25 protein-coding genes are annotated in these 24,331 nt (G+C 66.9%); 16 read left to right on the top strand and 9 right to left on the bottom strand.

The genetic code is table 11. The features are described 5' to 3' along the window. The first annotated feature begins 33 nt into the window (after window positions 1–33). Together ACFC4D_RS14830 and ACFC4D_RS14825 are read left to right on the top strand one after the other, a co-directional pair. Window positions 34–2,430 (top strand): FxsB family cyclophane-forming radical SAM/SPASM peptide maturase, encoded by a 2,397-nt coding sequence (locus tag ACFC4D_RS14830; protein WP_376063384.1) that lies wholly within the window; start codon window positions 34–36, stop codon window positions 2,428–2,430. Further along, complete coding sequence (locus ACFC4D_RS14825) at window positions 2,414–3,556, top strand: HEXXH motif domain-containing protein (protein ID WP_376063383.1); 1,143 nt, start codon at window positions 2,414–2,416, stop codon at window positions 3,554–3,556. Before ACFC4D_RS14830 ends, ACFC4D_RS14825 begins: the two co-directional genes overlap by 17 nt. On the opposite strand, the gene ACFC4D_RS14820 is transcribed toward ACFC4D_RS14825, so the two are convergent. Further along, window positions 3,553–4,446, bottom strand: a complete 894-nt coding sequence (locus ACFC4D_RS14820; RefSeq protein WP_376063382.1) for a helix-turn-helix domain-containing protein — start codon at window positions 4,444–4,446, stop codon at window positions 3,553–3,555. The genes ACFC4D_RS14825 and ACFC4D_RS14820 overlap by 4 nt on opposite strands. 266 nt (window positions 4,447–4,712) lie before the next feature. On the opposite strand from ACFC4D_RS14820, the gene ACFC4D_RS14815 reads away from it, so the two are divergent. Together ACFC4D_RS14815 and ACFC4D_RS14810 are read left to right on the top strand one after the other, a co-directional pair. Further along, a complete protein-coding gene (locus tag ACFC4D_RS14815) occupies window positions 4,713–5,483 on the top strand; it encodes an alpha/beta fold hydrolase (RefSeq protein ID WP_376063381.1) in 771 nt (256 codons plus the stop codon). Beyond that, window positions 5,480–6,286 carry a class I SAM-dependent methyltransferase gene (locus ACFC4D_RS14810; protein WP_376063380.1) on the top strand — a complete coding sequence of 269 codons (807 nt, stop codon included), beginning with the start codon at window positions 5,480–5,482 and terminating at the stop codon, window positions 6,284–6,286. The genes ACFC4D_RS14815 and ACFC4D_RS14810 overlap by 4 nt, the downstream gene beginning before the upstream one ends. Before the next feature lie 47 nt (window positions 6,287–6,333). Here ACFC4D_RS14810 and ACFC4D_RS14805 read toward each other — a convergent pair whose 3' ends face one another. Beyond that, window positions 6,334–7,035, bottom strand: coding sequence for an SDR family NAD(P)-dependent oxidoreductase (locus tag ACFC4D_RS14805; RefSeq protein ID WP_376063379.1), 702 nt, complete (start codon window positions 7,033–7,035; stop codon window positions 6,334–6,336). A 138-nt stretch (window positions 7,036–7,173) separates the two neighbouring features. Next, window positions 7,174–8,052, bottom strand: a complete 879-nt coding sequence (locus ACFC4D_RS14800; protein ID WP_376063377.1) for a DNA-processing protein DprA — start codon at window positions 8,050–8,052, stop codon at window positions 7,174–7,176. 314 nt (window positions 8,053–8,366) lie between these two features. Here ACFC4D_RS14800 and ACFC4D_RS14795 point away from each other — a divergent pair, with 314 nt between their 5' ends. The 4 genes from ACFC4D_RS14795 (at window position 8,367) to ACFC4D_RS14780 (ending at window position 11,839) form a co-directional block, all read left to right on the top strand. Next, window positions 8,367–8,735, top strand: a complete 369-nt coding sequence (locus ACFC4D_RS14795) for a hypothetical protein (RefSeq protein WP_376063376.1) — start codon at window positions 8,367–8,369, stop codon at window positions 8,733–8,735. Between the two features lie 57 nt (window positions 8,736–8,792). After that, window positions 8,793–9,659 carry an SGNH/GDSL hydrolase family protein gene (locus ACFC4D_RS14790; protein ID WP_376063374.1) on the top strand — a complete coding sequence of 289 codons (867 nt, stop codon included), beginning with the start codon at window positions 8,793–8,795 and terminating at the stop codon, window positions 9,657–9,659. Further along, a complete protein-coding gene (locus ACFC4D_RS14785; RefSeq protein WP_376063373.1) occupies window positions 9,656–10,960 on the top strand; it encodes an acyltransferase family protein in 1,305 nt (434 codons plus the stop codon). Before ACFC4D_RS14790 ends, ACFC4D_RS14785 begins: the two co-directional genes overlap by 4 nt. 63 nt (window positions 10,961–11,023) lie before the next feature. Continuing rightward, window positions 11,024–11,839 carry a helix-turn-helix transcriptional regulator gene (locus ACFC4D_RS14780; RefSeq protein WP_376063371.1) on the top strand — a complete coding sequence of 272 codons (816 nt, stop codon included), beginning with the start codon at window positions 11,024–11,026 and terminating at the stop codon, window positions 11,837–11,839. 14 nt (window positions 11,840–11,853) lie between these two features. On the opposite strand, the gene ACFC4D_RS14775 is transcribed toward ACFC4D_RS14780, so the two are convergent. The 4 genes from ACFC4D_RS14775 to ACFC4D_RS14760 form a co-directional block, all read right to left on the bottom strand. Then, the gene (locus tag ACFC4D_RS14775) at window positions 11,854–13,020 is read right to left on the bottom strand and encodes a serine hydrolase domain-containing protein (RefSeq protein ID WP_376063370.1); all 1,167 of its coding nucleotides are present in this window, start codon (window positions 13,018–13,020) and stop codon (window positions 11,854–11,856) included. A 14-nt stretch (window positions 13,021–13,034) separates the two neighbouring features. Then, on the bottom strand, window positions 13,035–13,763 hold the full coding sequence (locus ACFC4D_RS14770) for an MBL fold metallo-hydrolase (RefSeq protein WP_376063691.1): 729 nt from the start codon (window positions 13,761–13,763) through the stop codon (window positions 13,035–13,037). Between the two features lie 67 nt (window positions 13,764–13,830). Beyond that, a complete protein-coding gene (locus ACFC4D_RS14765; RefSeq protein ID WP_376063369.1) occupies window positions 13,831–14,421 on the bottom strand; it encodes an SRPBCC family protein in 591 nt (196 codons plus the stop codon). Beyond that, entirely contained in the window at window positions 14,411–15,388 is a 978-nt protein-coding gene (locus ACFC4D_RS14760) for an alpha/beta hydrolase (protein ID WP_376063368.1), read from the bottom strand. The genes ACFC4D_RS14765 and ACFC4D_RS14760 overlap by 11 nt, the downstream gene beginning before the upstream one ends. A 200-nt stretch (window positions 15,389–15,588) precedes the next feature. Between ACFC4D_RS14760 and ACFC4D_RS14755 the strand changes: the two genes are divergently transcribed. The 5 genes from ACFC4D_RS14755 (at window position 15,589) to ACFC4D_RS14735 (ending at window position 21,070) form a co-directional block, all read left to right on the top strand. Beyond that, window positions 15,589–16,194, top strand: coding sequence for a TetR/AcrR family transcriptional regulator (locus ACFC4D_RS14755; protein ID WP_375958170.1), 606 nt, complete (start codon window positions 15,589–15,591; stop codon window positions 16,192–16,194). Between the two features lie 15 nt (window positions 16,195–16,209). After that, the gene (locus tag ACFC4D_RS14750) at window positions 16,210–16,845 is read left to right on the top strand and encodes a TetR/AcrR family transcriptional regulator (RefSeq protein WP_376063367.1); all 636 of its coding nucleotides are present in this window, start codon (window positions 16,210–16,212) and stop codon (window positions 16,843–16,845) included. A gap of 92 nt (window positions 16,846–16,937) precedes the next feature. Next, window positions 16,938–18,467, top strand: a complete 1,530-nt coding sequence (locus ACFC4D_RS14745; protein ID WP_376063366.1) for a flavin-containing monooxygenase — start codon at window positions 16,938–16,940, stop codon at window positions 18,465–18,467. Window positions 18,468–18,516: 49 nt separating this feature from the next. Next, window positions 18,517–20,028 carry a phospholipase C gene (locus ACFC4D_RS14740; RefSeq protein ID WP_376063689.1) on the top strand — a complete coding sequence of 504 codons (1,512 nt, stop codon included), beginning with the start codon at window positions 18,517–18,519 and terminating at the stop codon, window positions 20,026–20,028. An 85-nt stretch (window positions 20,029–20,113) separates the two neighbouring features. Further along, on the top strand, window positions 20,114–21,070 hold the full coding sequence (locus ACFC4D_RS14735; RefSeq protein WP_376063365.1) for a hypothetical protein: 957 nt from the start codon (window positions 20,114–20,116) through the stop codon (window positions 21,068–21,070). A gap of 6 nt (window positions 21,071–21,076) precedes the next feature. On the opposite strand, the gene ACFC4D_RS14730 is transcribed toward ACFC4D_RS14735, so the two are convergent. Both ACFC4D_RS14730 and ACFC4D_RS14725 read right to left on the bottom strand, forming a co-directional pair. Next, window positions 21,077–21,763, bottom strand: coding sequence for a permease prefix domain 1-containing protein (locus tag ACFC4D_RS14730; protein ID WP_376063363.1), 687 nt, complete (start codon window positions 21,761–21,763; stop codon window positions 21,077–21,079). Next, window positions 21,748–22,101 (bottom strand): helix-turn-helix transcriptional regulator, encoded by a 354-nt coding sequence (locus ACFC4D_RS14725; protein WP_364644831.1) that lies wholly within the window; start codon window positions 22,099–22,101, stop codon window positions 21,748–21,750. The genes ACFC4D_RS14730 and ACFC4D_RS14725 overlap by 16 nt, the downstream gene beginning before the upstream one ends. A gap of 74 nt (window positions 22,102–22,175) precedes the next feature. Here ACFC4D_RS14725 and ACFC4D_RS14720 point away from each other — a divergent pair, with 74 nt between their 5' ends. From ACFC4D_RS14720 to ACFC4D_RS14710, 3 genes are read left to right on the top strand one after another with little or no spacing between them, the layout of a single operon-like run. Beyond that, window positions 22,176–22,835, top strand: coding sequence for an LppX_LprAFG lipoprotein (locus ACFC4D_RS14720; RefSeq protein WP_376063362.1), 660 nt, complete (start codon window positions 22,176–22,178; stop codon window positions 22,833–22,835). Window positions 22,836–22,846: 11 nt separating this feature from the next. Beyond that, window positions 22,847–23,590 carry an ABC transporter ATP-binding protein gene (locus ACFC4D_RS14715; RefSeq protein WP_375958158.1) on the top strand — a complete coding sequence of 248 codons (744 nt, stop codon included), beginning with the start codon at window positions 22,847–22,849 and terminating at the stop codon, window positions 23,588–23,590. Beyond that, a complete protein-coding gene (locus ACFC4D_RS14710; protein WP_364644823.1) occupies window positions 23,590–24,327 on the top strand; it encodes an ABC transporter permease in 738 nt (245 codons plus the stop codon). Before ACFC4D_RS14715 ends, ACFC4D_RS14710 begins: the two co-directional genes overlap by 1 nt. Window positions 24,328–24,331 lie beyond the last annotated feature (4 nt).

Here is a 24,331-nt window from a genome sequence, read left to right as displayed (position 1 = left end):
GTGAACCGTAAACCGCTTCCTTTTCGTCAGTTTGTGATCAAGGTGCATAGCCGGTGTGATTTGGCGTGCGACTACTGCTACATGTACGAGCACGCCGACCAATCCTGGCGTGGCCGTCCGATGGGGCTGGCCCCGGAGACGGCCACCCGGATTGCGTTTCGCATCGCCGAACACGCTGCGGCACATCAGCTTTCCGAAGTCGCGATTGTGCTGCACGGCGGCGAGCCGCTGCTGCTCGGCGTCGATCGCACCCGGGAGTTCCTCGCCGCGTTGCACGCGGCCATCGCTCCGGTGGCCCGGCTGAATCTGCACATCCACACCAATGGGATTCTGCTCAGCCCGGCATTTCTTGATCTTTTCACCGAATACAATGTGCGAGTTGGTGTTTCACTGGACGGTGATCGCACCGCCAATGACCGGCACCGGCTGTATCGCAATGGCCGCAGCAGCTATGACCAGGTGAGCAAGAGCCTGGAGTTGCTACGCAGGCCGCAGTATCGGGCGTTGTTCTCCGGCCTGTTGTGCACGGTGGATATCGCCAATGACCCGATCGCCGTGTACCGCGGACTGCTGGAGCAGGACCCGCCGCGCATGGATCTGATTATGCCGCACTCGAATTGGGAGCATCAGCCACCCGGCCTGCGATCACGACGCGATCCCGACAACCCGACGCAGGGTGGCGGCGAGTACGCCCAATGGCTCATCGCGGTCTTCGATGCCTGGAACGCCGACGGCCGCCCGATTCCGCTGCGCACCTTCGAATCGGTGATCGCGGCCATGTACGGCCGCCCCAGTTCCGCCGAGGCGATCGGCCTGGATCAGGTGGATCTGCTGGTCATCGAGACCGATGGCTCACTGGAGCAGGTGGATTCGCTCAAGACCGCGTTCGAGGGCGCGGCCGCGACCGGGCTCAATGTCTTCGACAACAGTCTCGACGAGGCCGCTGTGCTGCCGGGGGTCACGGTGCGCCGCGACGGCATCGATGGCGTGAGCGCGGTCTGCCAGTCCTGTTCGGTGGTGCAGGTGTGCGGCGGCGGTTTCTATCCGGATCGGTACCGGCCGGGCGCCGGTTTCGACAATCCCTCCGTTTACTGCTCGGATTTGAAGGAGATGATCGATCACGTGGCTGAGTCAGAAGTTGCCGCGGGCAGAGGTGGCGCGCAGACCTCCGCGCATGAGGCTCCCGCACATGCGCACAGCCTGTCCGATGATCAATTCGACCAGCTGGCAGCAGGTTTCGGCGATGCCGCCACGATCGATTGGCTCGCGCAAGCGCAATCGTCGCTACAGCGCGAATTGCTGGCCGGGGTAGGCAGGTTCGGGCCGCAGAAGGACGAGAAGTTCACTGCCGCTTGGGATGTGCTGGTTTCGCTGGATGCCTCGGCCCCCGATGCGGTGGCCACGGTGCTCGCGCATCCGTACACCCGGGTGTGGGCCACCGCCCTGCTGGAGGGGGTGAGCGCGGGTGAGCCGGCGGCGGTGGATGTGCGTCATCTGCAGGCGGTCGCCGCGAGTGCGGCCCTGCACGCGGGCCGGGATCTGCGGTTGCCGATTCCGGTGCGCGATGGTGTCGCGCCGCTGCCGACCTTCGGTGCGGTGAAAGCGGGTGCGGAAGACCAGGTGTGGATCGAGACGGGTTCGATCGAGGGCTTGGAGTTGATTCAGCCGCTGCGCCGCCTGACCGCCACGGGTCTGAGCGTCCCGCTCGAGGACACCGACCCGTACCGTATCGGTCATACCTTCGCCGCGGATCGGCTCGACGATGCCGAGGCGCGGCGGTGGCAGGCCGCGTTCGCCGCGGGTATCGATTTCCTCGACGCGCATCTCCCCCGCTACGCACCGGGCTTGCGCACGGGTCTGCGCGCGGTCATGCCGATGGAGCCGGAGGAGAGCTACGACCGAAGCGCGTCCATGCGTGCGGCGTTCGGCGCGGTCGGGATCGCGCTGCGGCAGTCGCTGGTCTCTGCGGCGCTGCCGTTGATCCACGAATTCCAGCACGTGAAGATGGGCGCGATCCTCGATATGTTCGCGCTGTTCGATCGCGCCGATACCGCGCCGCGCTATTACGCGCCGTGGCGGCCGGATCCCCGCCCGATCGAGGGCCTGTTGCAGGGCACCTACGCCCATATCGGGGTGACCGACTTCTGGCGGGTGCATCGGACGGTGGCCGAGGGAGCGCAGCGGCAGGCGTCCGAGCGTGAGTTCGTGCGCTGGCGCATGATGACTGCGGAGGCGATTCGCCAGCTCCAGGGTTCGGGATCGCTGACCCCGCTGGGCGAGCGGTTCGCCGAGGGGATGAGCGCGACCGTGCGCCCCTGGCTGGACGAGCCCGTCGACGCCGAGGCCGAGCGCGCGGCCGTTGCCGCGGCGCGGGCGCATCGGGCGGCGTTCGAGGAGCGGGTGCAGGTGCGTGATGACGTCAACGCATAGTCTGCCCGAAGCCCAATTCGTCCAGTTGGCAGCGGGTTTCGGTGATGCGGAGTCGGTGCGCTGGCTGGTGCGGGCACAGGCGTCGGTGCAGCGTGAATTGTTGTCCGCGGTAGGCGGTTTCGGCCCGCACGATGACGCGCGTTTCGCCGCCGCGTGGAATGTGCTGGTGGGTTTGGACGCTGCGGCTCCCGACGCGGTCGCACGGGTGCTCGCGCATCCATACACCCGGGTGTGGGCATCGGCGTTGTTGGAGAACATCAGTCGCGGGGAGTTCGTCGCGGCGGATGTCCATCACTTGGAGGCGGTCACGGCGAGTGCGGCGATGCTCGCCGGTGTGGATATGCGATTACCGGTGCCGGTTCGCGATGGCTCGGCACCGCTGCCGATGTTCGGCGCGCTGCATGGCACCGATGATCGGGTGTGGATCGAGACCGGCAGAGTCGAGCTGGATGAGCCGGTGCGCACGCTGACCCACGGGGAGGTGAGTGTGACGCTGGAGGATATCGATCCCTATCGCGCACTCCCCTACGCCGGCAGCGAGATCGAGCCGACCGGCCGATTGAGCGAGGCTGAGGCCGCGCGCTGGCAGCATGCCTTCACGGGCGCGATCGATTTCATCGAGACTCATCTGCCCGCGTATCTGCCCGGCCTGCGCGAGGGTCTGCGCACCATCCTGCCCCTGCGCCCCGACGGTCCAGTGGACCGAAGCGCTTCGGCCAGATCGGCTTTCGGCGCGGTGGGGATCGCGGCGCGGGATCTGAACGCGCAGTCGCTGGCGGAGCTGCTGGTGCACGAGTTCCAGCATGTGAAGCTCGGGGCGATGATGGATGCCTTCGAGTTGTACGACCGCGACGATATCGAACCGCGGTATCACCCGCCGTGCTTCTCGCATCCGCGCCCGATCGAGGGACTGCTGCACAGCACGTACGCCCATCTGGCCCTGACCGATTTCTGGGAGGTGCGTCGCGCCATCGCGCCCGAATCCGGCGCGGCGGCGGCCGAGCAGCGGCATGCCGAGGTTCGGGCTCTCACTATCGAGGGTGTCGCGTTGCTGGAATCGGCGGGCTCGCTCACTCCCCTGGGCACGACGGTGCTGGATGCGATGCGGGACAGGATCGGCGGTTAGAGGCGCTGTCCGGCCGACCCACGCGACGCTGTCGACGATGGGACGCGTTCGGGCCAGCCCCAGGCGGTGCTGTCGACGGCGAGGAATGGTTCGTCGACCACGGTCGCGGGGGTCAGGCCGGTGAAGGCGCGGATCTCGCGGTGCAGGTGGGATTGGTCGGTGTAGCCGGTGTCGGCGGCGACCTCGGCGGGCGGGCGGCCCGCGACCAGGCTGTGGACGGCGTGGTCGAAGCGGATGAGGGTGGCGGCGCGTTTGGGGGTGAGGCCGAGTTGGGCGTGGAATCGCGACCAGAGGCGTTTGCGGGTCCAGCCGAGTTCGGTTGCCAGGGGCTCGATTCGGATGATGCCGCGTCCGGAGGCGATGCGCTGCCAGGCCCACATCACCTCGGGCTGTATCCGGGATGTGGCTGCCAAGTAGCGGCGGGTGAGCCAGGCGTCGGCCCAGGCGAAGCGCTCATCCCAGGACCGGAAGCTGTTGAGCTGCTGGCAGATTCGGTCTGCCTCGGGACCGAGGAGGGCGTCGAGTGGGACGACGGAGTCATCGAGGTCGGCTGCTGCCGGACCCAGTATCGCGCTCGCGATCATCGGCGGCAGGCGTATCTGGAGGCAGTCGGCGACCTGCACCTCCAGTGCACGCAGCACGTCCCCGAAGCCGGGTCCGATGACGAAGCTGCCCCGATGCCGTTGTCCGGCAGTGTCTTCCACGGCGATCGTGCCCCCCAGGACCAGCAGCAGAGTGACCGCCGGATGCGGAATCAGGCGAAGGTCGGGTGGGGTGAGGCCGCGGTCGATGAAGCCGGCCATGGCGACTCCGGGCAGGCGGCTGGGCCGGGGTGGGCAGGCGATGTCCCACAGCATCGCATCGTCCTGCACGGGTGCGCCGAACCCCATGTCGCCATGCTATGCAACCGAACCCCGTGGTCGCCACCACCACCGACCGACCGAGCTTCGTGGCCGCCGGTGTCGACCGTTCCGCGATCGTCGCGCCGGATCTCGGGCAGTGTCAGGCTCACGCTGGCGCTTACTCGGGCGGTGGGGAACATTTGTCCAATCCACAGGCGTACTTCGCGAGCGACAGTTCAGGTATGACTGTTTCCGGCAATAACTTACGAGGGGCCACGGAGTCGGATCGGCCCTCGGACGGTAGTGAACTCCGTGTGACTCAGGACGGACCGCGCGATGCCCCGGCGCTGCTGCTGATCCACGGCACGGCCGCGTCGGGGCGGTCATGGGATCCGATGGTTCCGCTGCTCACCGGGTCACATCGGGTCATTCGAGTGGACCTGCTCGGTTGCGGTGAATCGGCTGGGCTGGGCGCTGTGGGCTATAGCGTTCCGGATCAGGCACATCGGGTCGCGGCGGTGCTGGATCGGCTCGGGGTCGAGCAGGTCGTCGCCGTGGGTCATTCCAGTGGCAGTGTGGTGGCCACGGCGCTGGCCGAGCTCCGACCGGATCTGGTGAGCGCGGTGGTGGTCATGGATTTCGGGCCGCATATGCGCGCCTATCTGGACCCATTGCTGCCCGCGGTGTCGGGGCCGTGGTCGGAGCTCTCCGATGATCAGTTCCGTGAGCTGATGCGCTCGGGCTTCAGCCCGGACTATGAGATCCCGCAGGAGTACGTGGATCAGTTCCGTGTCATCGATCCGGTCGTGTTCGCCGCCGCGTCGCAGGCCAATCTGGCCTATATCGATGAGCGTTCGCTCCCCGAACGCCTTGCGCCCCTGGGCAAACCGCTGCTGGTCATCTTCGGCGAGGACGACAGCAGATTCGATCCCGCCTTCACAGTCGAGTACCAGGTCGTGCCCGATACGACGGTGGCGCTGCTGCCGGGCGTGGGCCACTCCCCCAATCTCGAGGATCCGGCGCGCACGGCCGCCGCGCTGCTGGCTTTCACCGGTGACCACGACACGGCCGGGACGGACCGATGACGCAAACCCAATTGTCCGGGGTGCCCGAGACGGCGCTGTGGACCCTGCGCAACCGCGCCGAGGAAGCATTGCGCCCGGATTCGGTCTACACCGACGATGAGTCGATTCGCCTCTACCGTGCTCTGGCCGCTGAGGATTTCGACCGATTCGGCCCGCCCAGCCAGGTGCATTCCCTGCGCGCGATGGTGATCGACGAGCAGATCACCGACTTCCTCGCCATCCATCCGGCCGGGCCGGTGGTGGCACTCGGCGAGGGATTGCAGACGACGTATTGGCGCGTGGGCGCACCCGAGGTCGCCTGGTACTCCATCGATCTGCCGGAGATGATCGCCGCGCAGGAACGCCTACTGCCACCCGCACCGGGCATCACGCGACTGGCACGCTCGGCGCTGGATCGATCCTGGTTCGCGGAGGTGCCGCGTGGACCCGCGGTGATCACCGCGGAGGGCCTGTTCATGTACCTGCCGACCCCCGAGGTCCATCGGCTTATCGCCGATCTGGCCGAGCATTTCCCGGGCGGTGTCCTGATCTACGACTCCATCCCGCGCGTATTCAGTGCCATGACCATGCGCGGCAGAGTGCGTTTGAGCCCCCGCTACACCGCCCCGCCGATGCCGACGAGCCAGAGCCCCCGCCAGGCTCGCCGACTCCCCCGCATGATCCCGGGAGTTGTTGCCTCCCAAGACCTTATCCCGCCTCCGGGTCGCGGGCGCTGGGGTTCTCCGCTGATGCGCCGGGCCGCGAACACCCCATTCGGCCACGCACTGCGCCCCTCACTCACATTGCTGCGATTCGGGCGGTAGCGCTGTCGCGCGCGAGGTGTTCGATCACGCACCGGATCCCGCCCGGGTCACCACGGCAGGGATCCGGTGCTGTCGTAGTAGCCACCGGTCGGACCGTCCGGGCCCACCTGCGCCATGCGCACGATGATCTCCGCGCCCTGGGCCACCGTCTGGGTGCCCGCGTGCGCGTTGAGGTCGGTGGCGGTGTACCCGGGTTCGACCGCGTTGATCCGCATCTGCGGCAACGCTTTCGCATACTGCACCGTGAGCCGGTTGACCGCGGCCTTCGACGCCGGATACGACAGTCCGGGATAAGCGAACGCATTGGTCCCCGGCGTGGTGCTGCGCGTCATCGAAGCCAGCGAACTGCTGACATTGACCACCACCGGAGCCGCCGACCGATGCAACAGCGGCAGGAACGCGTGCAACATCCGCACCACCCCGAACACGTTGGTATCAAACACTTCTCGCATCATCTCGGCAGTAACCTCACCAACCTCCAGCGCACCGTTCCCCTCCATATCGATCCCCGCATTATTGATCAGCACATCAACACCACCCTCGGCGTCAATACGCTTGGCGGCCGCCTGCACCGAACCCTCATCGGTGACATCCAGCAGCACTGACCGCGCACCCAACTCCGCCGCGGCCCGCTGCCCCCGTTCGGCGTCACGGCTGCCGATATACACGATGTGCCCGGCCTCGATCAGGCGGCGAGCGGTTTCGAATCCCAGTCCCTTGTTCGCACCGGTAATGAGTGTGGTTGTCATGGCTTCAGATTCGCGCGGCGCGGGAAGATCAACCAGTCGTCCGAGCGTCCTGGGACTACCGATACCAGGCTGATGCTCCCTGTCGCGCTCCCGCCGCTTTCACCAACGCACACACCGATTGGGAATGACCGCGCTCGACTAGCGGTCCTGCGCGAGGGCGTAGAGCGCCTGTTCGATGGCTTTGGGCTGCTGACGAATGTCGGCGATGATGTCGGCGACATCCTGCAACCCGGAAGCCACCCACACGCCGGGGCATCGCGCCAAAGTTCGAGCCCAGCTGGTGACGGCTACGACACGATCGATGAGCACGACGGGCCTGCCGTGTTCGACAGCCTTGCGGGCGTGAATGCGTGCCCCGCAATGTTCGCCGGCTTCGACCACGATCGTGGCCAAGCCATATCCCGACATCACTGCGTTCCGCATCGGGAACGATGCCTTCGAAGGCGATGCCCGGGGCCAGAATTGCGACAGGACCGCACCCTCGGACGCGATCCGTCGTTGCAGATCTCGATTTTCCGGCGGGAAGTAGTTCAGCGACCCGGTGCCGATGAAGGCCACTGTCCGGCCTCCCGCCGCCAGCGCGGCAGTGTGCGCTGCGGTATCGATACCGGCGGCCAGGCCGGAGATGACGGTCAGCCCGGTCTCGACAAGGTGAGTGGCGATCGTTGCGGCTATCGCCCGGCCTTGTTCGGAGGCGGCGCGGGAACCGATCACCGAGACTCCTTCGTCGACGGGGTCCACTCGTCCTTGGGTGATCAGGAACGGCGGCGTCTCAACGACATCGAGCAGGCGACGTGGGTACAGAGGGTCCAGCACCGAGACGAACCGCAACCCGCTTGCCGCCCAGGACCGAAGATCGGCGGCAGCGTCGCTCAGCATGCGTTCGTGGGCCTCGTCAGGAGTCCACCGGGCGCGAAAGTAGTGGTCCCACACCTGCAGCGCGCTGCCCGACTCGCGGACCTGCTCGGTCAGCTCACGCCATGTGGTGTTCTGCGGCTGGGCGCGCAGCAACGCCACGAGCGCCACCTGCTCATCGCTCACTCGACCATCAACTCCCCACCGCGCCATGGTGGACCACACGCGTTCGCGGGGACCCCAACTCCCCACCCAACCTACGACGAGCCGCCGACAACTGGCCCCCACGACCGCAGTTGGGACACGTGGTCGGAGGCGATCGCGGCTGGCCGCGATACCGAGCGGCCCGGTTCCGACGGGGGTACAGTGCCCCAAGGATTCTCGGCTTGCGCGAATCGGGGTGATCCGGGCTCGGCGTCTTGTACACTCCCCGCGAAGTGAAACTTTCACACTTCAGTTTTCGATTCGAGGATTCTATGACGCTCCATGCCCCTGGTGTTTCGATCGCGCGTACCGCGGCGGTACTGATCGGAGGGGTTTTGCTGATCGCCGGGGTGGCGGCGTGCGGAAATGACGACACCGCCGGCGGGTCGACCGGCACGAGTACCACGACCAGCGCGGTGATCGCGCCCGTCAGCAGTACCGCGGCTCCGGTGAGCACCCCGGCGCCGGTGAGCAGTACCGAAGCGCCCGCTCCGGCGCCCGCGCCCGAGGTGGTCGAACCGCCCGCGCCCCAGCCGGTCGCGCCGAAACCGGCGCCGCAGCCCGCGCCGCAGACCCAGGCTCCCAAACCCGCACCGCCGAGCCTGGACGTGCCCGGGTTCGAACCGCGCGCCGGCTACTAGCGGGACCGGGGATACGACGTGCTGGGTAACAGCGGTCGGTGGCTGTGTGCTGCCGCGATGGCGGTCGCGGCTACCGTGACCGGGACCGGAAGTGCCGTGGCGGATACCGCGCGCGAGGGCAAAGACCTTGTCGTGCTGGGTGATTCGTTTTCGGCGAATGTGTGGAATCCGCTGTCGGAGGTCGGGTCGTGTGAGCGCGGGGCCACCGCGTGGCCCGAACGGCTCAGCACCCTGATGGGTGTCGCGGGCACCGACCGGGTGGAGAATCGATCGTGTCTGGGTGCGTCCATCGACACCTCCGGATACACCCTCGGCGTGGAAACGCGCGATGCCGATAAGGCGGGCGCGTTCGGGCCGCGCACCAAAGTGGTGACATTGCAGTTCGGGCTCAACGACCGCTGGGGCAGCGCGGACCAATCCCTGTGGGCCGCAATGCAACACTGCGTGTTCGACCTCGCCGAAGGGTGCGGAGCCGATGCCGTCGCGGCCGGGCGTCTGCCCGACTCCCGCGATATCACCGGTGCGTCCTATGCCGCGCGCATCCGCAACGCGGTGACCTATATCCGGTATTACGCGCCCAACGCGCGCATCGTGCTGGTCGGATATCCCGAACTGTTCCATTCCGAACAGGACACCGTATGCCTGGACTTCTTCGGCGTCGTGCCGTTCACGCAACCGCGCGGACGCACGGTCGTGGAGTACTTCAACCGCATCGACCAGGCACAGCGCGAAGCCGCACAGGAATTGAAGATCGAGTTCCTGGACGCGCGCGCGATCACCTCCGGGCACGGCCTCTGCTCCCCGCAACCGTGGGTGAACGGTGTGCTGGATCCGACCGTCAATATCGAAGGACTGCCCTTCCATCCCTCACCCGTTGGTGATGACGTGGTCGGGAAGGCGATCTTCGACAGGTACGCGCGGTGACCGAAACACTGCCCGCGCGTGGCACTGCGGCACAACCGATTTCGGCCGACACGCAGGCTCCCGCCCACTCGGCGGAGCATCGGCCCGCACTGCCCTCGCTGACCGGTGCGCGCTGGTGGGCCGCGTTCGCGGTCTTCGTACTGCACGCGCTGGTGTTCCTGCCGGTCTATCCGTTCCAGAAGTCCGAACTGTTCCGCCATATCCACCAGTGGATTCCGATGCAGTTGGGGGCCGCGGGCGTCACGTTCTTCTTCGTGCTGTCGGGCTTCATCATCTACTGGTCGTTCCGGCCCGGAATGTCGGTGCGCGGGTTCTATCGGCGGCGGGTGCTCAAGATCTATCCGACGCATCTGCTGGCGGCGGCAGCATTCGTGGTGGTCGCGAGTGTGCCGCTGAGCCGCGCGGTGGTGTGGGTGCCGAATCTGCTGCTGGTGCACACCTGGGTGCCGAAATGGACCACTGTCGGCGGGCTGAATGTGCCGTCCTGGTCACTGGCCGCGGAAATGCTGTTCTACCTCAGCTTTCCCCTGGTGCTGCCGTTGATCCGGCGGATTCCCACGCGGCGACTGCTGCTGGCGATGGTGCTGCTCATGCTCGGTATCGCGGCCTTGCACACCGGATACTTCCTGTGGGCGGACGGACCCAAGGGCATCGCGAATGCCTTTGCGCCCCGGCTGGTTCCGGGCAACACCTCGCCCTACTACGAGCTGCACGCCTCCCCGGCGTGGTTCGCGCAGCCCAATATCCCGGTGTCGCCGTCGTATTGGCTCAGTTACACCTTCCCGCTGTCACGGCTGCCGGAATTCTTCCTCGGTGTGCTGGCCGCGCGCATGGTGATCGAAGGACGCTGGCGCAACACTCGGCTCACGCTGCCGCTGCTGGCGCTGGCCATCGCGTACGCGGCGACCTGGGTCGTACCGGTGAACTACAAGATGTCGGTGCTGCTGCTCGCGCCCATGACCGCGGTGGTGGCGACCCTCGCGGCACGGGACCTGCAGGGCGTCAGCGGGCTCACCGCACATCCGCGCATGGTGTGGCTGGGCAATATCTCCTTCGCCTTCTACCTGATCCAATTCCCGGTGATGGCGCTGATCACCCGGCATCTGATCGGCGGCAAGGAGTTCGGCATCCTCGGCTGGGCATTGTTCTCCCTGCTGAGCCTGGCGGTGTCCACCGTGATCGCGGCGGCGCTGTATCACTGGGTCGATCTGCCGATCATGCGGCGCTTCGCCCGGCCACGGGCCGCGGCACCGGCGAGATCGGCTGTGTCTGCGGAGTCCGGGGCGAGCGCGTCCCCGTAGGTTCCTCCCGCTGCGGTCGGTCCCGGTTGCGGTCCCCGATGACTCGGTGACGACAATTGAGCCATGGCGACAGCGGAATTCGGACTGGCGGTGCGGCGCTGGCGTGATCAGATCCCACCCGATCCGGCGCGCCCGGTCGCGGGTGGGGTGCGCCGCGCACCCGGGCTGCGCCGCGAGGAATTGGCCCTGCTCGCCGGTATCTCGGTCGATTATGTAACCCGGCTGGAGCAGGGCCGCGCCTCCAACCCGTCACCGCAAGTGGTAGAGGCGCTCGCGCGGGCATTGCGGCTCTCGCCGGACGAACGCGCACACCTGCACCAGCTCGCGGGTCTGGCGCTGCCCGAGCCGGGCGCGGTTCCGACCACCATTCCCCCAGCCGTGCAGCGCATGCTGGATCGCCTGGTCGGCATTCCGGTCGCCGTCTTCGACGCGTCCTGGACACTGCTGCAAGCCAATCCGGCCTGTGTCGCATTGCTCGGGGACCCCGAGAGCTGGCAGGGCAATGAACGCAATCGGATCTGGCGGCATTTCGTCGCCCCGGGCGGGGTCGGCCGCTACGCCCCGCCAGATCTGGCCGCCCTGGAACTCGCGCTCGTCTCGGACCTGCGCGCCACCCGGTTGCGTTACCCGGCAGATCAGCGACTGGCCCGGCTCGTCGACGAATTGCGCAGCCACAGCAGCGAATTCGTCGCCCTCTGGGACTCGGGCGTCGTCGCGGCCTTCGACACCACGGTCAAGACCATCGCCCATCCGAAGGTCGGTGACATCACCCTGGACTGCGCGGTGTTGACGGTCGCGGGCAGCGACCTGCGCATCATGATCGACACCGCCGAGGCGGGCAGCCCCGACGCCGACCGCTTGGCCCTGCTGCTCGAGTAGTCGCGGCACGGCCGTCATCGGGCGGCATCGGCCAGCGCGCGAAAAGCCTGCAAGGCTTCGGCCATATGGTCGGTGGAGTTGAGGTCTTCACTGGTTTTGACGATCACGATGCCGTCTTTCGGTGAGACGTAGATGAATTGACCGAGGAACCCGACCGCGGCGTAATCACCGCGGTCGCCATCTCCGAGCCACCACTGGTAGCCGTAGCCGAAGGCGTTCTCCGACGCGTTCGGCCGAGCCGGAATCAGCTGATGCGGCTGTAGATACGGTTCGGCGCTGTGCGTGGACTCGTCGATCCACTCCCGAGGTACGACCTGCCGACCGCCGACCTCACCACCGTGCAGATACAGCAACCCGAACCGCGCGAAGTCACGAACGGTCGCGTGATAGCAGCAGAACCCGACGGTATTATCGGCGTAGTCGTGCCCGACCAGCGCTTGGCTCGCCATCCCCGCCGGTCCCCAGATCCGGTCCCGCACATAGCTCGACAGCGGCACGCCCGTCACCTTCGACACGATCCAGCCCAGCACGAAACTGTCCATCGAGGCGTAATTCCATTGCGTCCCCGCCGGGCGCTCACGCGCCATCGCGCGACTCTGATCGGGCAGCGAGATCCCCGCGACCATTCGGATCATCGTATTGGTCGAGCCCTTGGTCGGATCGGTGTTGGTGGATTCGTCATAGGCGATACCCGAGGCCATATGCAGGACATCGCGAATGCGCACACCGTCGTAGCCGCTGGCCGCGAGTTCGGGCACGTACTCGGTGACCGGATCCTCGACCGAGGCGATCTTGCCCTCGGAGATCGCGATACCGACCGCGGCGGCGGTGATCGACTTGCCGACCGACCAGGAATTGAATCGGCTGTCGGCGGAGTACCCGCCGAAGTAGCGCTCGTCGAGAATCCGGTTGTCCCGCAGCACCAGAAAGCCCCGCGTCGACGATCGGTCCAGGAACTCCCCGACGGTGTGACTCTGCCCGTTGAAGACGTAGGTGGCATCCGGGTGCGTGCCCCGCTCCGGTTCTCCCAGTAGGGGTTCGGGGTGAGTGGACGGCGACATGGTGTCGGTTTCATAGAAAGGGATGTGCGGCAGCAACGGCAGCGGTAACGCCTGAGCCGGGGCGTTCCACGCGAGGGCGAGTGTCATGGTGATCGCGTTGACCGCGATTCGCTTCAGCATTCGTTCTTCCTGTCTCACAGTGCCCAGACCGATTCCGCGTGAATCGGCCGACCGTGCCCCGGAAGCAGATGTGCCACAGGCAAATCCCGCAGCCGATGCTCGGTGCGCATCGCGGCCTCGGCATCGACGACGTCCGGGGCGAAACACGGCCTGCCTTGGATCGAGACGACGGCGTCCCCGGAGAGCAGCGTGCGGGTGCGCTCGTTCCAGAACACGATGCTGTCGTCGGTGTGCCCGGGACTGTCGAGGACGGTCCACTCCGGCGCATGCGGCAGCGACATCCCTTCGGACAGACCGCCGGTGGGAGGAGGTCCGGTCCACACCATGCCGCGTGGGCCACCGAATCCGGCTGTGCCGGTGGCAAGTAGCGAGCCGACCGCGCCGCCTCGGTCGAACGGTTGCCCGAACAGCAGCGGCCACGCGCGTGCCATCTGCGCCAGGGACGGTGTCCGGGGATGCGCTCCGTCGAGATAGCTCAGGGTGAGCGCGGGCAGATGGATCGCCGCATCGCTGCGGCGCGCAAGATCCACCGCACCGCCGACGTGATCGCCGTGCCCGTGGGTAGCGGTGACGACCCGGACCGACCCGCGCAGCTCGGTTGTTAGCGGGGCCAAATCCTGTGCGATCCGCGGCATTCCGGGATCGACCACCACCAGCGCGTCATCCTCACCCCTGAGCAGGTAGCAATTGAAGAACCATCGCGAAACCCGCGTGAGCGACAGTTCCGGCATTCGCTCGATCACAACACTCAACGAAACTCCCTGTACCGGAATGCGATTCGAGCAGTCAGCGATCGACGCGCTAGCACGGTCACCCCTCGCCGCCCGTCCGCTCGGCCCCACCCAGCCCGCGCACGGCCTGCACGGTGAACGCCCGATACGGCGGCCGGGCCAACATCCGAGGCACCCGAATGCGCGGCGTCATCGCGACCCGCACGGTCAGCAACGTGGAACCCTGTGCGATCGGCTGTAATTCATAGGATTCGACGGCGGAGACCAGCGCCGGAATCGACATGCCGACGAAGGTGTAATCGAGGCGTTCCCCCGCGCGGTAGGCGGTGAACTGTTCGCGCACAGCCATCAGCGGATTGAGCAGCACCCGCGTCGCACCCAGGCCGCGATCGGGTGAGTCGTACCGGAAACCCGATACCCCTGGAAGCCAGGAGAAGCAGGATTCGTCGAGCAGTGCGTCGAACACCGCCGTCGGCGGTATCGGCAATTCGGCGTAGACCGACGCCGTGACCGGTGCGGTAGCGAGGTAGTGATCGGTGCGTTCAGCGGCGATCGGCTCCAGAGCGAACCGTGACGCCGCCTGCGCCGCACGCCCTTTCGGAATGTACAGCGCGGCCGCGGCCGCGATAGCGGCACCGGGTAGCAACCAGGTGCGGACATCAGATCTCATGATTCTCCTGAATGAAACGCGCCATCTCGGCGATGGCAGGACCCGACTCGGGCAGAACGCCGAAGACGGGAAAACCGTGTGGCTGGCGGTCCCACAGCTGCAGACGGCAGCGCACGCCCGCGACGGTCAGTCGCCGAGCCATGAGTTCGGCGTCGCAGCGCAGCAGTTCGGTGGTACCGACCTGAATCAGCACCGGCGGCAGCCCGCGCAGATCCGCATCGACCGGCGACACCGGTTGTCCGCGTTCGTCATTGACCAGGAAGCGATCGACCAGGCGTTGCACCGCGGACGCGGAGAAGAAGACCTCGGTCCGGCCATGGGGCGATGCCGCTTTGCCCGCGCCGTCGAAATCCGTCCACGGCGACGCCGCGACAATGCTGCCCGGCAACGGCAGACCCGCGGCCCGCAGCGCCAGCGGCACCGCGAACGCCAGACATCCTCCGCTGGAGTCCCCGGCGCAGACAATGCGGTCGGGCCGGAAACCCCGCGCCACCAGGTATCGATGAGCCCGCACCCCGTCCGCGACAATCGCCGAGAACTCCGCGGGCAACTGTCGATACCCCACCAGGCACACCGGCAGACCGGTCGCGCTCGACAGTCGCGCCGCCATACCGCGGAAGGTCCGCACACCGCCCGCGGCGAACGCACCGCCGTGGAAATACAGCACCGCACCGCGAGCCGATTCCGGTGATGCCGCGGTCGAGCACCACACCCATTCGAGGTCGAGATCCGGCAGGTACACCGGCCGCCGCGAGACCCCCGCGGGCATGCGATGCAGGAGTCCCACATAGTCGGTGGCCGCGGCCAGCCGCACATTCCACGGTCGTGCGAGCATCGAGGAAACCTCGATGACCGTGCGCACGATCGGCCGTAGGGCCGTGCTCACCGCCCGGGTGCGCCGACTCGCGGGGCCGAACTCCTCGACCACCAGGCCGTCCGCCGAGGAACCATCCACGTTCACACTCATGAACGGCGACAATATGACAGTGCCGTAAGTTAGACAAGAGCGCGCCGGTCGAATGGCGAAGAACCGCCGATAGCCGGGTGATAAGGTCGCATCGCCTGTCAACAGGGCATTGTCAAAGAGACGAACTCGAAATTCGAGCGGAAGAGGTGGCCGTGACGGCGGGGCGAAACACTCGCGCCAAACGGCGATACGCACCGCGCTTGAGCGTCCCCGAGCGCCGCGAGCAACTCATGGACGCCGCCATGGCCCAGATCGCCGAATCCGGCTTCCAGTCGGTGAATGTCATGGCTGTGACCCGCCGCGCCGAGGTGACCCGCCCGGTGTTCTACGACGCCTTCGAAGGCGTCGACGACCTCTTGCGGGCGCTACTGCAGCGTGAGAGCCTGCGCGTCACCGAGCAGATCGACTCGGTCTTCCCCGCCGAAATCGCCGACCACGTGGACGATTTCGACCTCGACAGCATTATCGGCGACTTCCTGGCGATGGTCGTGCGCCATCCCGATACCTGGCGGTTGGTCTTCTCCGGCGCCGCGGGCCTGCCGGACAGCGTGCGGCAGTGGATCTCCACGCATCGGGAAACCCTGCGCACCCGGCTCGCGGCGGTGCAGACCCAGCTCGCCGCGACCGGCCGGGTGTCCGCCGACCTCGATATCGAGATCGCCTCGCATCTGGTGATCGGCTTCGCGGAGATGGCGAGCCGACTGGTGCTCGAGGATCCCGACCGCTATCCCCCACACCGCGTCGTGGACTTCTACACCACGACCATCACCGCGGCGGGCAAGCTACTCGCCACCGATCCGGACTGAGGGGGTACGCCGGCGATGCCACCGGTCGGCCGCACCGAACGCACCCGTGCCACCGCACGTCAGCGACGCGAGCAGATCCTCGACGCCGCGCTCGATCTCGTTGTCGAACAAGGCTTTCCGGGCTGCACGATGCAGTCGATCGCACGCACCCTCGGCGTGACGCGTCCCGCGCTGTACGAGTACTACCGCGATCATGAACAGCTGCTCGCCGACCTCTGTGCCCGCGAACATCAGAAGATGGTCGAACTGGTGGTGCGCTGCACCACCGTCACCGCCGCCGCGGCCGACCACGAGGATCCGGCGGGGTTGTTCGCGGCGTTCCTGCGCGAGTATCTCGATGGTGTGGCCGCGACGCCGCGCACCTGGCATTTCATGCTGACCTCACCGCTGGGCGCGCCACCGCAGGTCCGCGACGATATCGACGCGCTCCGCCGCCTGGTGCTCGAGCAGGTGCGATTCGCGGTGCGCTCACTGCCCGAACCGTACGGCGGAGCCGATCTCGACTCCGAGATGGCCGCGCTGTCGATCATCGCGGGCGCGGAGTCCGCCGCCCGGCTGATCGTCGAGGACCCCGAGCGATTCCCACCCGAGCGGGTGGCGGCGGTGATCTCCGCGCTGGCCGCGCACATCGCCCGGGCCTGGCCGCGCTGAGGGCATCGCCCTCCCGAACGAATTCCCCCTGTTGACCTACCTGACGGCTGCCTCTACTGTGCAATTTGACACAGCCGTAAGTAGGAGCAGTCGTGATCGCAGCAGCTTCGCCCGCCGAGACGGGCCCACCGCATCCATCAGCCGATTACGAGGTGGCCGTTCTCGGCGGGGGGCTCGGCGGACTCGGCGCCGGAGCGATGCTCACCCGCGCCGGAATCGACGATTTCGTGATCATCGAAGGGACCCATGCCTTCGGCGGCACCTGGCGTGACAACGTCTACCCCGAGGTCGCGGTCGATGTGCCCGCCCTGGCGTATCAGTTCTCCTTCGACAAGTATTCGCAGTGGACGCGGGTGTTCCCGCCGGGCGAGGAAATCCTCACCTACACAGCACATTTCGCCGAGAAGTACGCGCTGACCGAACGCTGCCTGTTCGACTCGATGGTCGAACGACTCGACTACGACGAGGACAACCAGTGGTGGCGGATACGGACGTCGCGCGGGGTGATCACCGCGAGGTATGTGATCTCCGCGCTCGGCGGGCTCACCGAGCCGAAGCTGCCCGACCTCCCCGGCCTGGATTCCTTCGGGGGGCCGGTGGTCCATTCCGCCCGCTGGCCACGCGATCTCGATGTCCCGGGCAAGCGGATCGCGCTGATCGGCACCGGGGCCAGCGCCGTGCAGATCGTGCCGTGGCTGGCCGAGCATGCCGCGGCCACGTATGTCTATCAGCGCACACCGATCTGGGTGATGCCGAAGGCGGACCTGCCGATCCCGCAGCCCGCGCGCACTGCCCTCGACCGCGTCCCGGGCCTGCATTCGGGGCTGTACCTGCTGGTGTCGGCGGCGACCGAGGCGCTGATGACCCTGGGCGCGGTCTACAACCGACAGTTGAAGCCGTTGACCCGGACCGTCGAGGCGCTGGGACGGCTCTACCTGCGGACGCAGGTTCCCGATCCGGGGCTGCGCCGACGCCTGACCCCGCACTACGGTTTCGGCTGCAAGCGACCGACGATGTCCAACAAGTACTTTCGAGCCTTCGGTCGCGGTGCTGCCGATCTGGTCACCGCGCCGATCACGCACGTCACGGCCGATGCCATCCATACGGCCGACGGGATGCATCGCGAGGTCGACGCGATCGTGTGCGCGACCGGATTCCTGGTGACCGAAGCCGAGAACATGCCCAAGGTGCCGACCATCGGCCGTGCCGGGCAGGACCTCGGCAAGTTCTGGGAGGAGCGGCGGCTGCAGGCGTATGAGGGCACCACGGTCCCGGGATTTCCGAACCTTTTCCACACGTTCGCGCCGTATTCGGTGATCGGCACGTCGTGGTTGTTCATGATCGAATACCAAGTGACCCATGCGATTCGGGTTATCACCGAGACCCGGCAGCGCGGTGCGGTCAGCGCGGAGATCCGGCGCGAGCATCACGACGAATACTTCCGCCGCACGCTGCGCCGCATGCGCAACACCGTGTTCTTCGCCGGTGACTGCGCGGGCTCGAACAGCTACTACTTCGATCGCCACGGTGACGCACCCCTGCTGCGGCCCTCGACCATGTTCGAAGCCTGGTGGCGGGCACGACATTTCGACCTCGACCACTACCGGTACCGGACCAGGTAGATCCGGAAACCACAGGAAGGACACGTACGACGTGGGTGTTTTCGATGGGATGAACCGCCGCGACTTTCTCGCCAAGGCGATGGCGGCGGGCGGGGCGGCAGCGGTCGCATCGTGGGCCGGGCCGATTATCGAGCGCGCGCACGCCGCCGATCCGGCGGGCATGGGCGGGCTCGGCGATATCGATCATTTCGTACTCCTGATGCAGGAGAACCGGTCCTTCGACCACTACTACGGGACATTCGCCGGGGCGCGAGGTTTCGATGATCCGTCACCGGCATGGCGGCAATTCGGCTACAGCCCCGGAATCGGCCCGACCGCCGAGGGCTATCTGCTGCCCTTCCGTCTGGACACCACGCGCGGGCCCAGTCTCGACGGTGAGTGCATCAACGATCCCGATCACAGCTGGGGCGGTATGCACCGGGCCTGGAACGGTGGCCGCAACGATCAATGGATGCCGATGTCCATCGCCAAGGTCGGGGTCGGCAACGGCCCCGCCGCCATGGGCTACTACACACACGAGGACATCCCGGTCCATCACGACCTGGCCGATGCGTTCACACTCTGCGACGGCTACCACTGTTCGGTGCTCGGACCGACCGATCCCAATCGCCTGTACTGGATTTCGGCGACCATCGATCCCGACGGCCGCCACGGCGGGCCACAGGTCATGACCAATCCCCTGATCCGGCAGAACACGTTCAGCTGGCGCACCATGCCGGACAATCTGTCCGAGGCCGGGGTGAGTTGGAAGATCTACAACAACCGCGATGCCGGGCCGATCTCGCAGGTGTTCCTCGACGGCATGCTGGGCTCGTTCGTCCAGGCCGCCGATCCGCTGTCCGAACTGGCACGGCGGGGTAAGGCTCCGGTCTACCCGAACGATTTCGCCGCCGATGTCGCCGCGGGCACCCTGCCGTCGGTGTCGTGGGTGATCCCGCCGCTGCTCAACTGCGAACATCCCGCGCTGCCACCGGCTTTCGGCGCGGTGGGCATCATGCAGGTGCTCGATATCCTCACCTCGAATCCGGCGGTGTGGGAGAAGACGGCGCTGATCGTCTCCTATGACGAGAACGGCGGCTTCTTCGACCATGTCACTCCGCCGACGCCACCGCCGGGCACTCCCGGGGAGTACCTGTCGGTGGAGTTGAATCGCGTCTGGGATGCGCAGGGCATCGCCGGTCCGATCGGCCTGGGCTATCGCGTGCCCTGCCTGGTGGTCTCACCCTATTCCCGCGGCGGGCTCGTCGCATCGGAGACCTTCGACCACACCTCCCAATTGCGTTTGCTGGAACGACGATTCGGTGTCGAGGTGCCCAACCTGACGTCGTGGCGGCGATCGGTCACCGGCGATATGACCTCCACCTTCGACTTCGGCTCCGCACCCGACAGTGTGCGACCGGCGCTCACCGACCCCGCGAGTCGCGCCGATGCCGCGCTGGCGCAATGCGGACCCAATATCGGTCTTGGGACCGCCACGATCGGCATCCCGTACCCGGTACCGCCCAATGAGATGCCCGTGCAGCGGCCGGGCACGCGCCGACAGCCCAGCGGCATGGTCTGAATCCTTCACCGGCCCCTCCCCCCCGCGCGAATCTGTCACCCCGGCTCACTACTGTCGGCGGCAGAACCGAACGGGGAGAGGGAATATGGGTTACGACATCAGTTTTCATCCGATCGATCTGCGCGTGGCGCAGGAGCGGATCGCACCGTTCCTGGCCGGGCACGGCGGGGATGATGATCTCGATGATCTGATCGCGGACGCGGTGCGCCAGGCCAAGGTGCGGTTCCGCGCCAACGCCTGGGGGCTCGGGGTCCGAAAGGCATACACCGGAGCCGATTTCGATACTTTTCTGTACATCTGGGGGCGGCCGTTCTTCGTCACCGCCGACGATCCGGCGACTGTCGCGGAAACCGTTGTGCGCTATTGCGATTCCAGCCTCGACGCTGTCGACGATCTGGCGCGGAGTCAGATCGCCCTGATCGACCCCGCTCTGGTGAAGCATGTCGAGCCCGAGGTCAGCGGCACGCTGCCCAGTGATGAGAACCTCGCCGCCGGCTTCCGCTGGAAGCTCGATCTCCTGCGTGAGGCGTCGACCACGATTCGCGCGGGCCGCTCGACCATTCGCAATGCCGACGGCGATGACATCTCCGCGGCGGGCGCGCTCACCGGCAACGCGCAGTTCTGCCTGGTCGAGTTCCTGGCCGCGCTGCTGCCGGGCTGGATCGAGCGCGGCAAGGTGTGGCCGAGCGAGCTGGCCGAGCAGGCGAGCACCGAAGGGCCACTGCCGATGTCCGATAACGCACCACTGCTGGGAGCGCTGACCACCGAATTCCCCACGCTGGATTGGGAGGTGAACTGGACCATCCGGAGCAACTATGAGATCGGCGGTTACGCGGCCCCCGATCAGATCGCACCGATGCGGAAGTGGCTGTCCCGCAATGCCGAAGCGCTCATGTCGGTCGGCGATCGATGGGATGACCGCCCGTATGTCGCCAAGGCGATGATCAAGATCGACGAGGCGCTGGCGCTGGCCGAGCTGACCGGATCGGCGTTCGTGGAGGCCGCCGAGATCTACATTCCCATGCAGGGCACCATGAACTGAGGCGGATCAGATCCGTACGGGGGCAGCGCCGCCCAGGTTCCCGCCGCGCGCGGGTCCCAGGCGCGGCACGCTCGTCACCGCGATGCTGATGCGGGCCAGACTGACCAGCGCGCCGAGGGTCACCGGTAGGACGACCAGGTCCCGGGGATTCTCGGCGAGCAGGGTCAGCAGCGTGATCAGCAGGGTGCCGTCGATCAGCATGGTTACCACCGCGGTGACGAGTAACCCCTTGGCGGCCAGGCGAGTTGGGATGCGGACCATTCCGCTCGCCCGGCCGGTGGAGGCGATGGCGAGCAGGGTGAACGGCACGCTCGCAGTCACCGCGATGGCCATCACCACCAGGCCCACGATCGTGAGCGATCGCGGGACCGCGCTGAATGAGCCGAGCAATGCCGCTGTGCCCCACAGGGTTCCGATGAACGCGCCCATGATGGGGAAGGTCAGGCCGTAGCGGTGAATACGTTTGGACGCCAGCACGGGGACGAATTCCTGGGCCAGGGTCGCGGGGCCGCCGAATTCCTCGATGGCGGCTTGACTGGCGTGCTCGAGCGAAAGCCCTTGCGCCCGATGGTGTTCCACCGATTCCTGCAGGCCGTCGCCGATTTCGGCGAGGATCGCCTGGCGTTCCCACCAGGTGCCGGTCAAGCCGGTGCCGAGGTCGTCCAGATATGCGTCGATTACAGTGCGGGACAAGGTGTTCCCCCCATGTCGGTGTTCCCCTCCATCAGTGCGCCGACCGCGGAGACGAAGTCGCGCCAGGACGCCCGCTCCTGCGCCAGCCGCCGATGTCCGGCGGGGCTCAGGGTGTAGGTGCGTCGCTGACGGCCCCCCTCGGTGGACCAGGCCCCGTCGATCACCCCGGCCTGTTCGAGCCGGTGCAGCGCGGGGTAGATGGTGCCCTTGGGGAGGTCGAATTTGCCGCCGGTGCGGGTGCGAAGCGCGTCGATGACGCCGTAGCCGTGCCGCGGACCGTCGGCGAGCACGGCCAGGATCATGCCGTCCAGGTGTCCTTTCAGCACTTCTGCACTCATGGGTAGTAAGCCTACCCTTCGGGGGGAAAGTGTCCTAGCCTATGGATAGCGTCCCTACCCATAGGAGGTTGCCGGTGCGCTACCGAATTTCGAGTGCGGTCCTCGCGCTCGCCCTGGCCGGTGTGGTGACCGGGTGCGCGGACGGATCGGGCGGAATGCCCGATGCCGGGCTGATGATGCGCGATGCCGCGATCTCCGCCGGTGCGATGAGCTCCGCGCATCTGGTGCTGCAATCCGAAGGCAGCGTGCCCGGATTCCCCTTGCGCACATTGGAAGCCGAGGTCTCGGCCCGCGACGGCGGCAGTGCGTCGGGTACCGCGACACTGCCCACCGGATCGGTGACCCGCTTCGTCTCCGATAACGGCAAACTATTCAGCAAGTCCGACAATGGAACCCTGACTCCGCTGCCGTCCGGATTCCCCAGTCCCAGCGGCCTGGTCGGGCGCGACGGCGGACTGGCGCAATTGCTGCGGTCACTGCGCGATCCGAAAACCACTGCGCGCGAACAGTTCACCGGAATCGACGCGTTCAAGATCGAGGCGATGGTTCCCGCCGCCTCGCTCGCGGCGATACTGCCCGGCACCACCAAGGACGCGACCCTCACGGTGTGGGTTCGCGTGCGGGGAGCCCATATACCGCTGCGCACCAGCCTCGGTTTTCCCGAGCATCCGGACGCGCATCTCAATGTCACCGTGTCCCCGGCACAGTCGCCCCGCAAGGGCGGTCGATCGTGAAGGATCCCCAAATGAGCGACACCGCAATCGATGTGCGGGAGTTGAGTGTGACCCGCGGCAAGCAGCAGGTGCTGCGGGAGATCAGCTTCGCGCTGCCGCCGGGCAGTGTGACCGGACTGCTCGGGCCCAGCGGATCAGGCAAGACCACGCTGTTGCGCGCCATCGTCGGGGTGCAGCGCATCCGGTCCGGCAGCGTCACCGTACTGGGTCATCCCGCCGGGACCGCCGAATTGCGCAGGCGCGTGGGCTATGTGACGCAGCAGCCCTCGGTCTACGGCGATCTGACGATCCGCCAGAACGCCCGCTATTTCGCCAAAATCCAAGGCACCGGGGCGGCTTCGGCCGATGCCGCCATTCGCGATGTGGGGCTGGCCGATATCGCCGACCGCATGGTCGATGACCTCTCCGGTGGCCAGCGTGCCCGGGTGTCGCTGGCGTGCGCGCTGCTCGCGCACCCCGACGTGCTGATCCTGGACGAACCCACCGTGGGCCTGGATCCCGTTCTGCGCCGAGACATCTGGGCGCAATTCCACGATCTCGCCGAGGCGGGCACCACGCTACTGGTGTCGAGCCATGTCATGGACGAGGCCGACCGCTGCGAGCGCCTGCTTCTACTGCGCGACGGCCGCCTGCTGGCCGACGAGACTCCCGCGGATCTGCGCACCGCCACCGGCGCACAGGATCTCGAAGAGGCGTTCCTGCGCCTGATCCTGCAGCAGTCCGACACCGCGACCGACCGAAAGGTGCTCGCCTGATGTCCATTTCGCTCACCCTGGCCACCACCGCCCGGGTCCTGACCCAGGTCCGGCACGACCGCCGCACCATCGCCCTGGTCATCACCGTGCCCAGTCTGCTGCTGGCGCTGCTGCGCTATATCTTCGTGGACCGCCTGGACATCTTCGACCAGATCGGCCTGATGCTGCTCGGCATCTTCCCCTTCACCTCGATGTTCCTGATCACCAGCGTCGCCATGCTCCGCGAACGCGTCAGCGGCACCCTAGAACGCCTACTCAGCACTCCCCTGCACAAACTCGACCTGCTCTTCGGCTACGCCATCGCCTTCGCCGCCCTGGCCGCGATCCAAGCCAGCATCGCCTGCGCCATCGCCTACGGCCTCCTCGACCTGCGCACCCAAGGCAACATCGCCACTGTCCTACTGATAGCAGTCAGCACCGCCATCCTCGGCTGCTGCACCGGCCTGCTCACCAGCGCCTTCGCCCGCACCGAATTCCAAGCCCTGCAATTCATGCCGGCGATAGTCTTCCCCCAAATCCTGCTCTGCGGCCTAATCTGGCCCCGCTCGGACATGTCCACCCCCCTCCAACTCGCCAGCGACATCATGCCCCTGCGCTACGCCGCCGAAGCCATGAGCGAAGTAGGCACCTTCCCCCTCCCCACCACCACCCTCTGGCTAGACCTCCTCATCCTCGCCCTCTTCGCCATAGCCACCCTCCTCGGCGGCGCCGCAACCCTCCGCCGCCAAAGCAATTGACCGG

This window comes from Nocardia sp. NPDC056000 (assembly GCF_042269265.1).
Taxonomy (GTDB): Bacteria; Actinomycetota; Actinomycetes; order Mycobacteriales; family Mycobacteriaceae; genus Nocardia.
Note: the sequence above shows the minus strand (reverse complement) of the source record. Positions and strands in the feature narration are given on the sequence as shown.

Coding starts and splice junctions, on each gene's coding strand:
- ACFC4D_RS14805 (WP_376063379.1), bottom strand. CDS start 7,035: ATGACAACCACACTCATTACCGGTGCGAACAAGGGACTGGGATTCGAA.
- ACFC4D_RS14780 (WP_376063371.1), top strand. CDS start 11,024: ATGGCGACAGCGGAATTCGGACTGGCGGTGCGGCGCTGGCGTGATCAG.
- ACFC4D_RS14795 (WP_376063376.1), top strand. CDS start 8,367: ATGACGCTCCATGCCCCTGGTGTTTCGATCGCGCGTACCGCGGCGGTA.
- ACFC4D_RS14775 (WP_376063370.1), bottom strand. CDS start 13,020: ATGCTGAAGCGAATCGCGGTCAACGCGATCACCATGACACTCGCCCTC.
- ACFC4D_RS14825 (WP_376063383.1), top strand. CDS start 2,414: ATGACGTCAACGCATAGTCTGCCCGAAGCCCAATTCGTCCAGTTGGCA.
- ACFC4D_RS14760 (WP_376063368.1), bottom strand. CDS start 15,388: ATGAGTGTGAACGTGGATGGTTCCTCGGCGGACGGCCTGGTGGTCGAG.
- ACFC4D_RS14790 (WP_376063374.1), top strand. CDS start 8,793: ATGGCGGTCGCGGCTACCGTGACCGGGACCGGAAGTGCCGTGGCGGAT.
- ACFC4D_RS14750 (WP_376063367.1), top strand. CDS start 16,210: ATGCCACCGGTCGGCCGCACCGAACGCACCCGTGCCACCGCACGTCAG.
- ACFC4D_RS14810 (WP_376063380.1), top strand. CDS start 5,480: ATGACGCAAACCCAATTGTCCGGGGTGCCCGAGACGGCGCTGTGGACC.
- ACFC4D_RS14725 (WP_364644831.1), bottom strand. CDS start 22,101: ATGAGTGCAGAAGTGCTGAAAGGACACCTGGACGGCATGATCCTGGCC.
- ACFC4D_RS14765 (WP_376063369.1), bottom strand. CDS start 14,421: ATGAGATCTGATGTCCGCACCTGGTTGCTACCCGGTGCCGCTATCGCG.
- ACFC4D_RS14735 (WP_376063365.1), top strand. CDS start 20,114: ATGGGTTACGACATCAGTTTTCATCCGATCGATCTGCGCGTGGCGCAG.
- ACFC4D_RS14820 (WP_376063382.1), bottom strand. CDS start 4,446: ATGGGGTTCGGCGCACCCGTGCAGGACGATGCGATGCTGTGGGACATC.
- ACFC4D_RS14740 (WP_376063689.1), top strand. CDS start 18,517: ATGAACCGCCGCGACTTTCTCGCCAAGGCGATGGCGGCGGGCGGGGCG.
- ACFC4D_RS14715 (WP_375958158.1), top strand. CDS start 22,847: ATGAGCGACACCGCAATCGATGTGCGGGAGTTGAGTGTGACCCGCGGC.
- ACFC4D_RS14710 (WP_364644823.1), top strand. CDS start 23,590: ATGTCCATTTCGCTCACCCTGGCCACCACCGCCCGGGTCCTGACCCAG.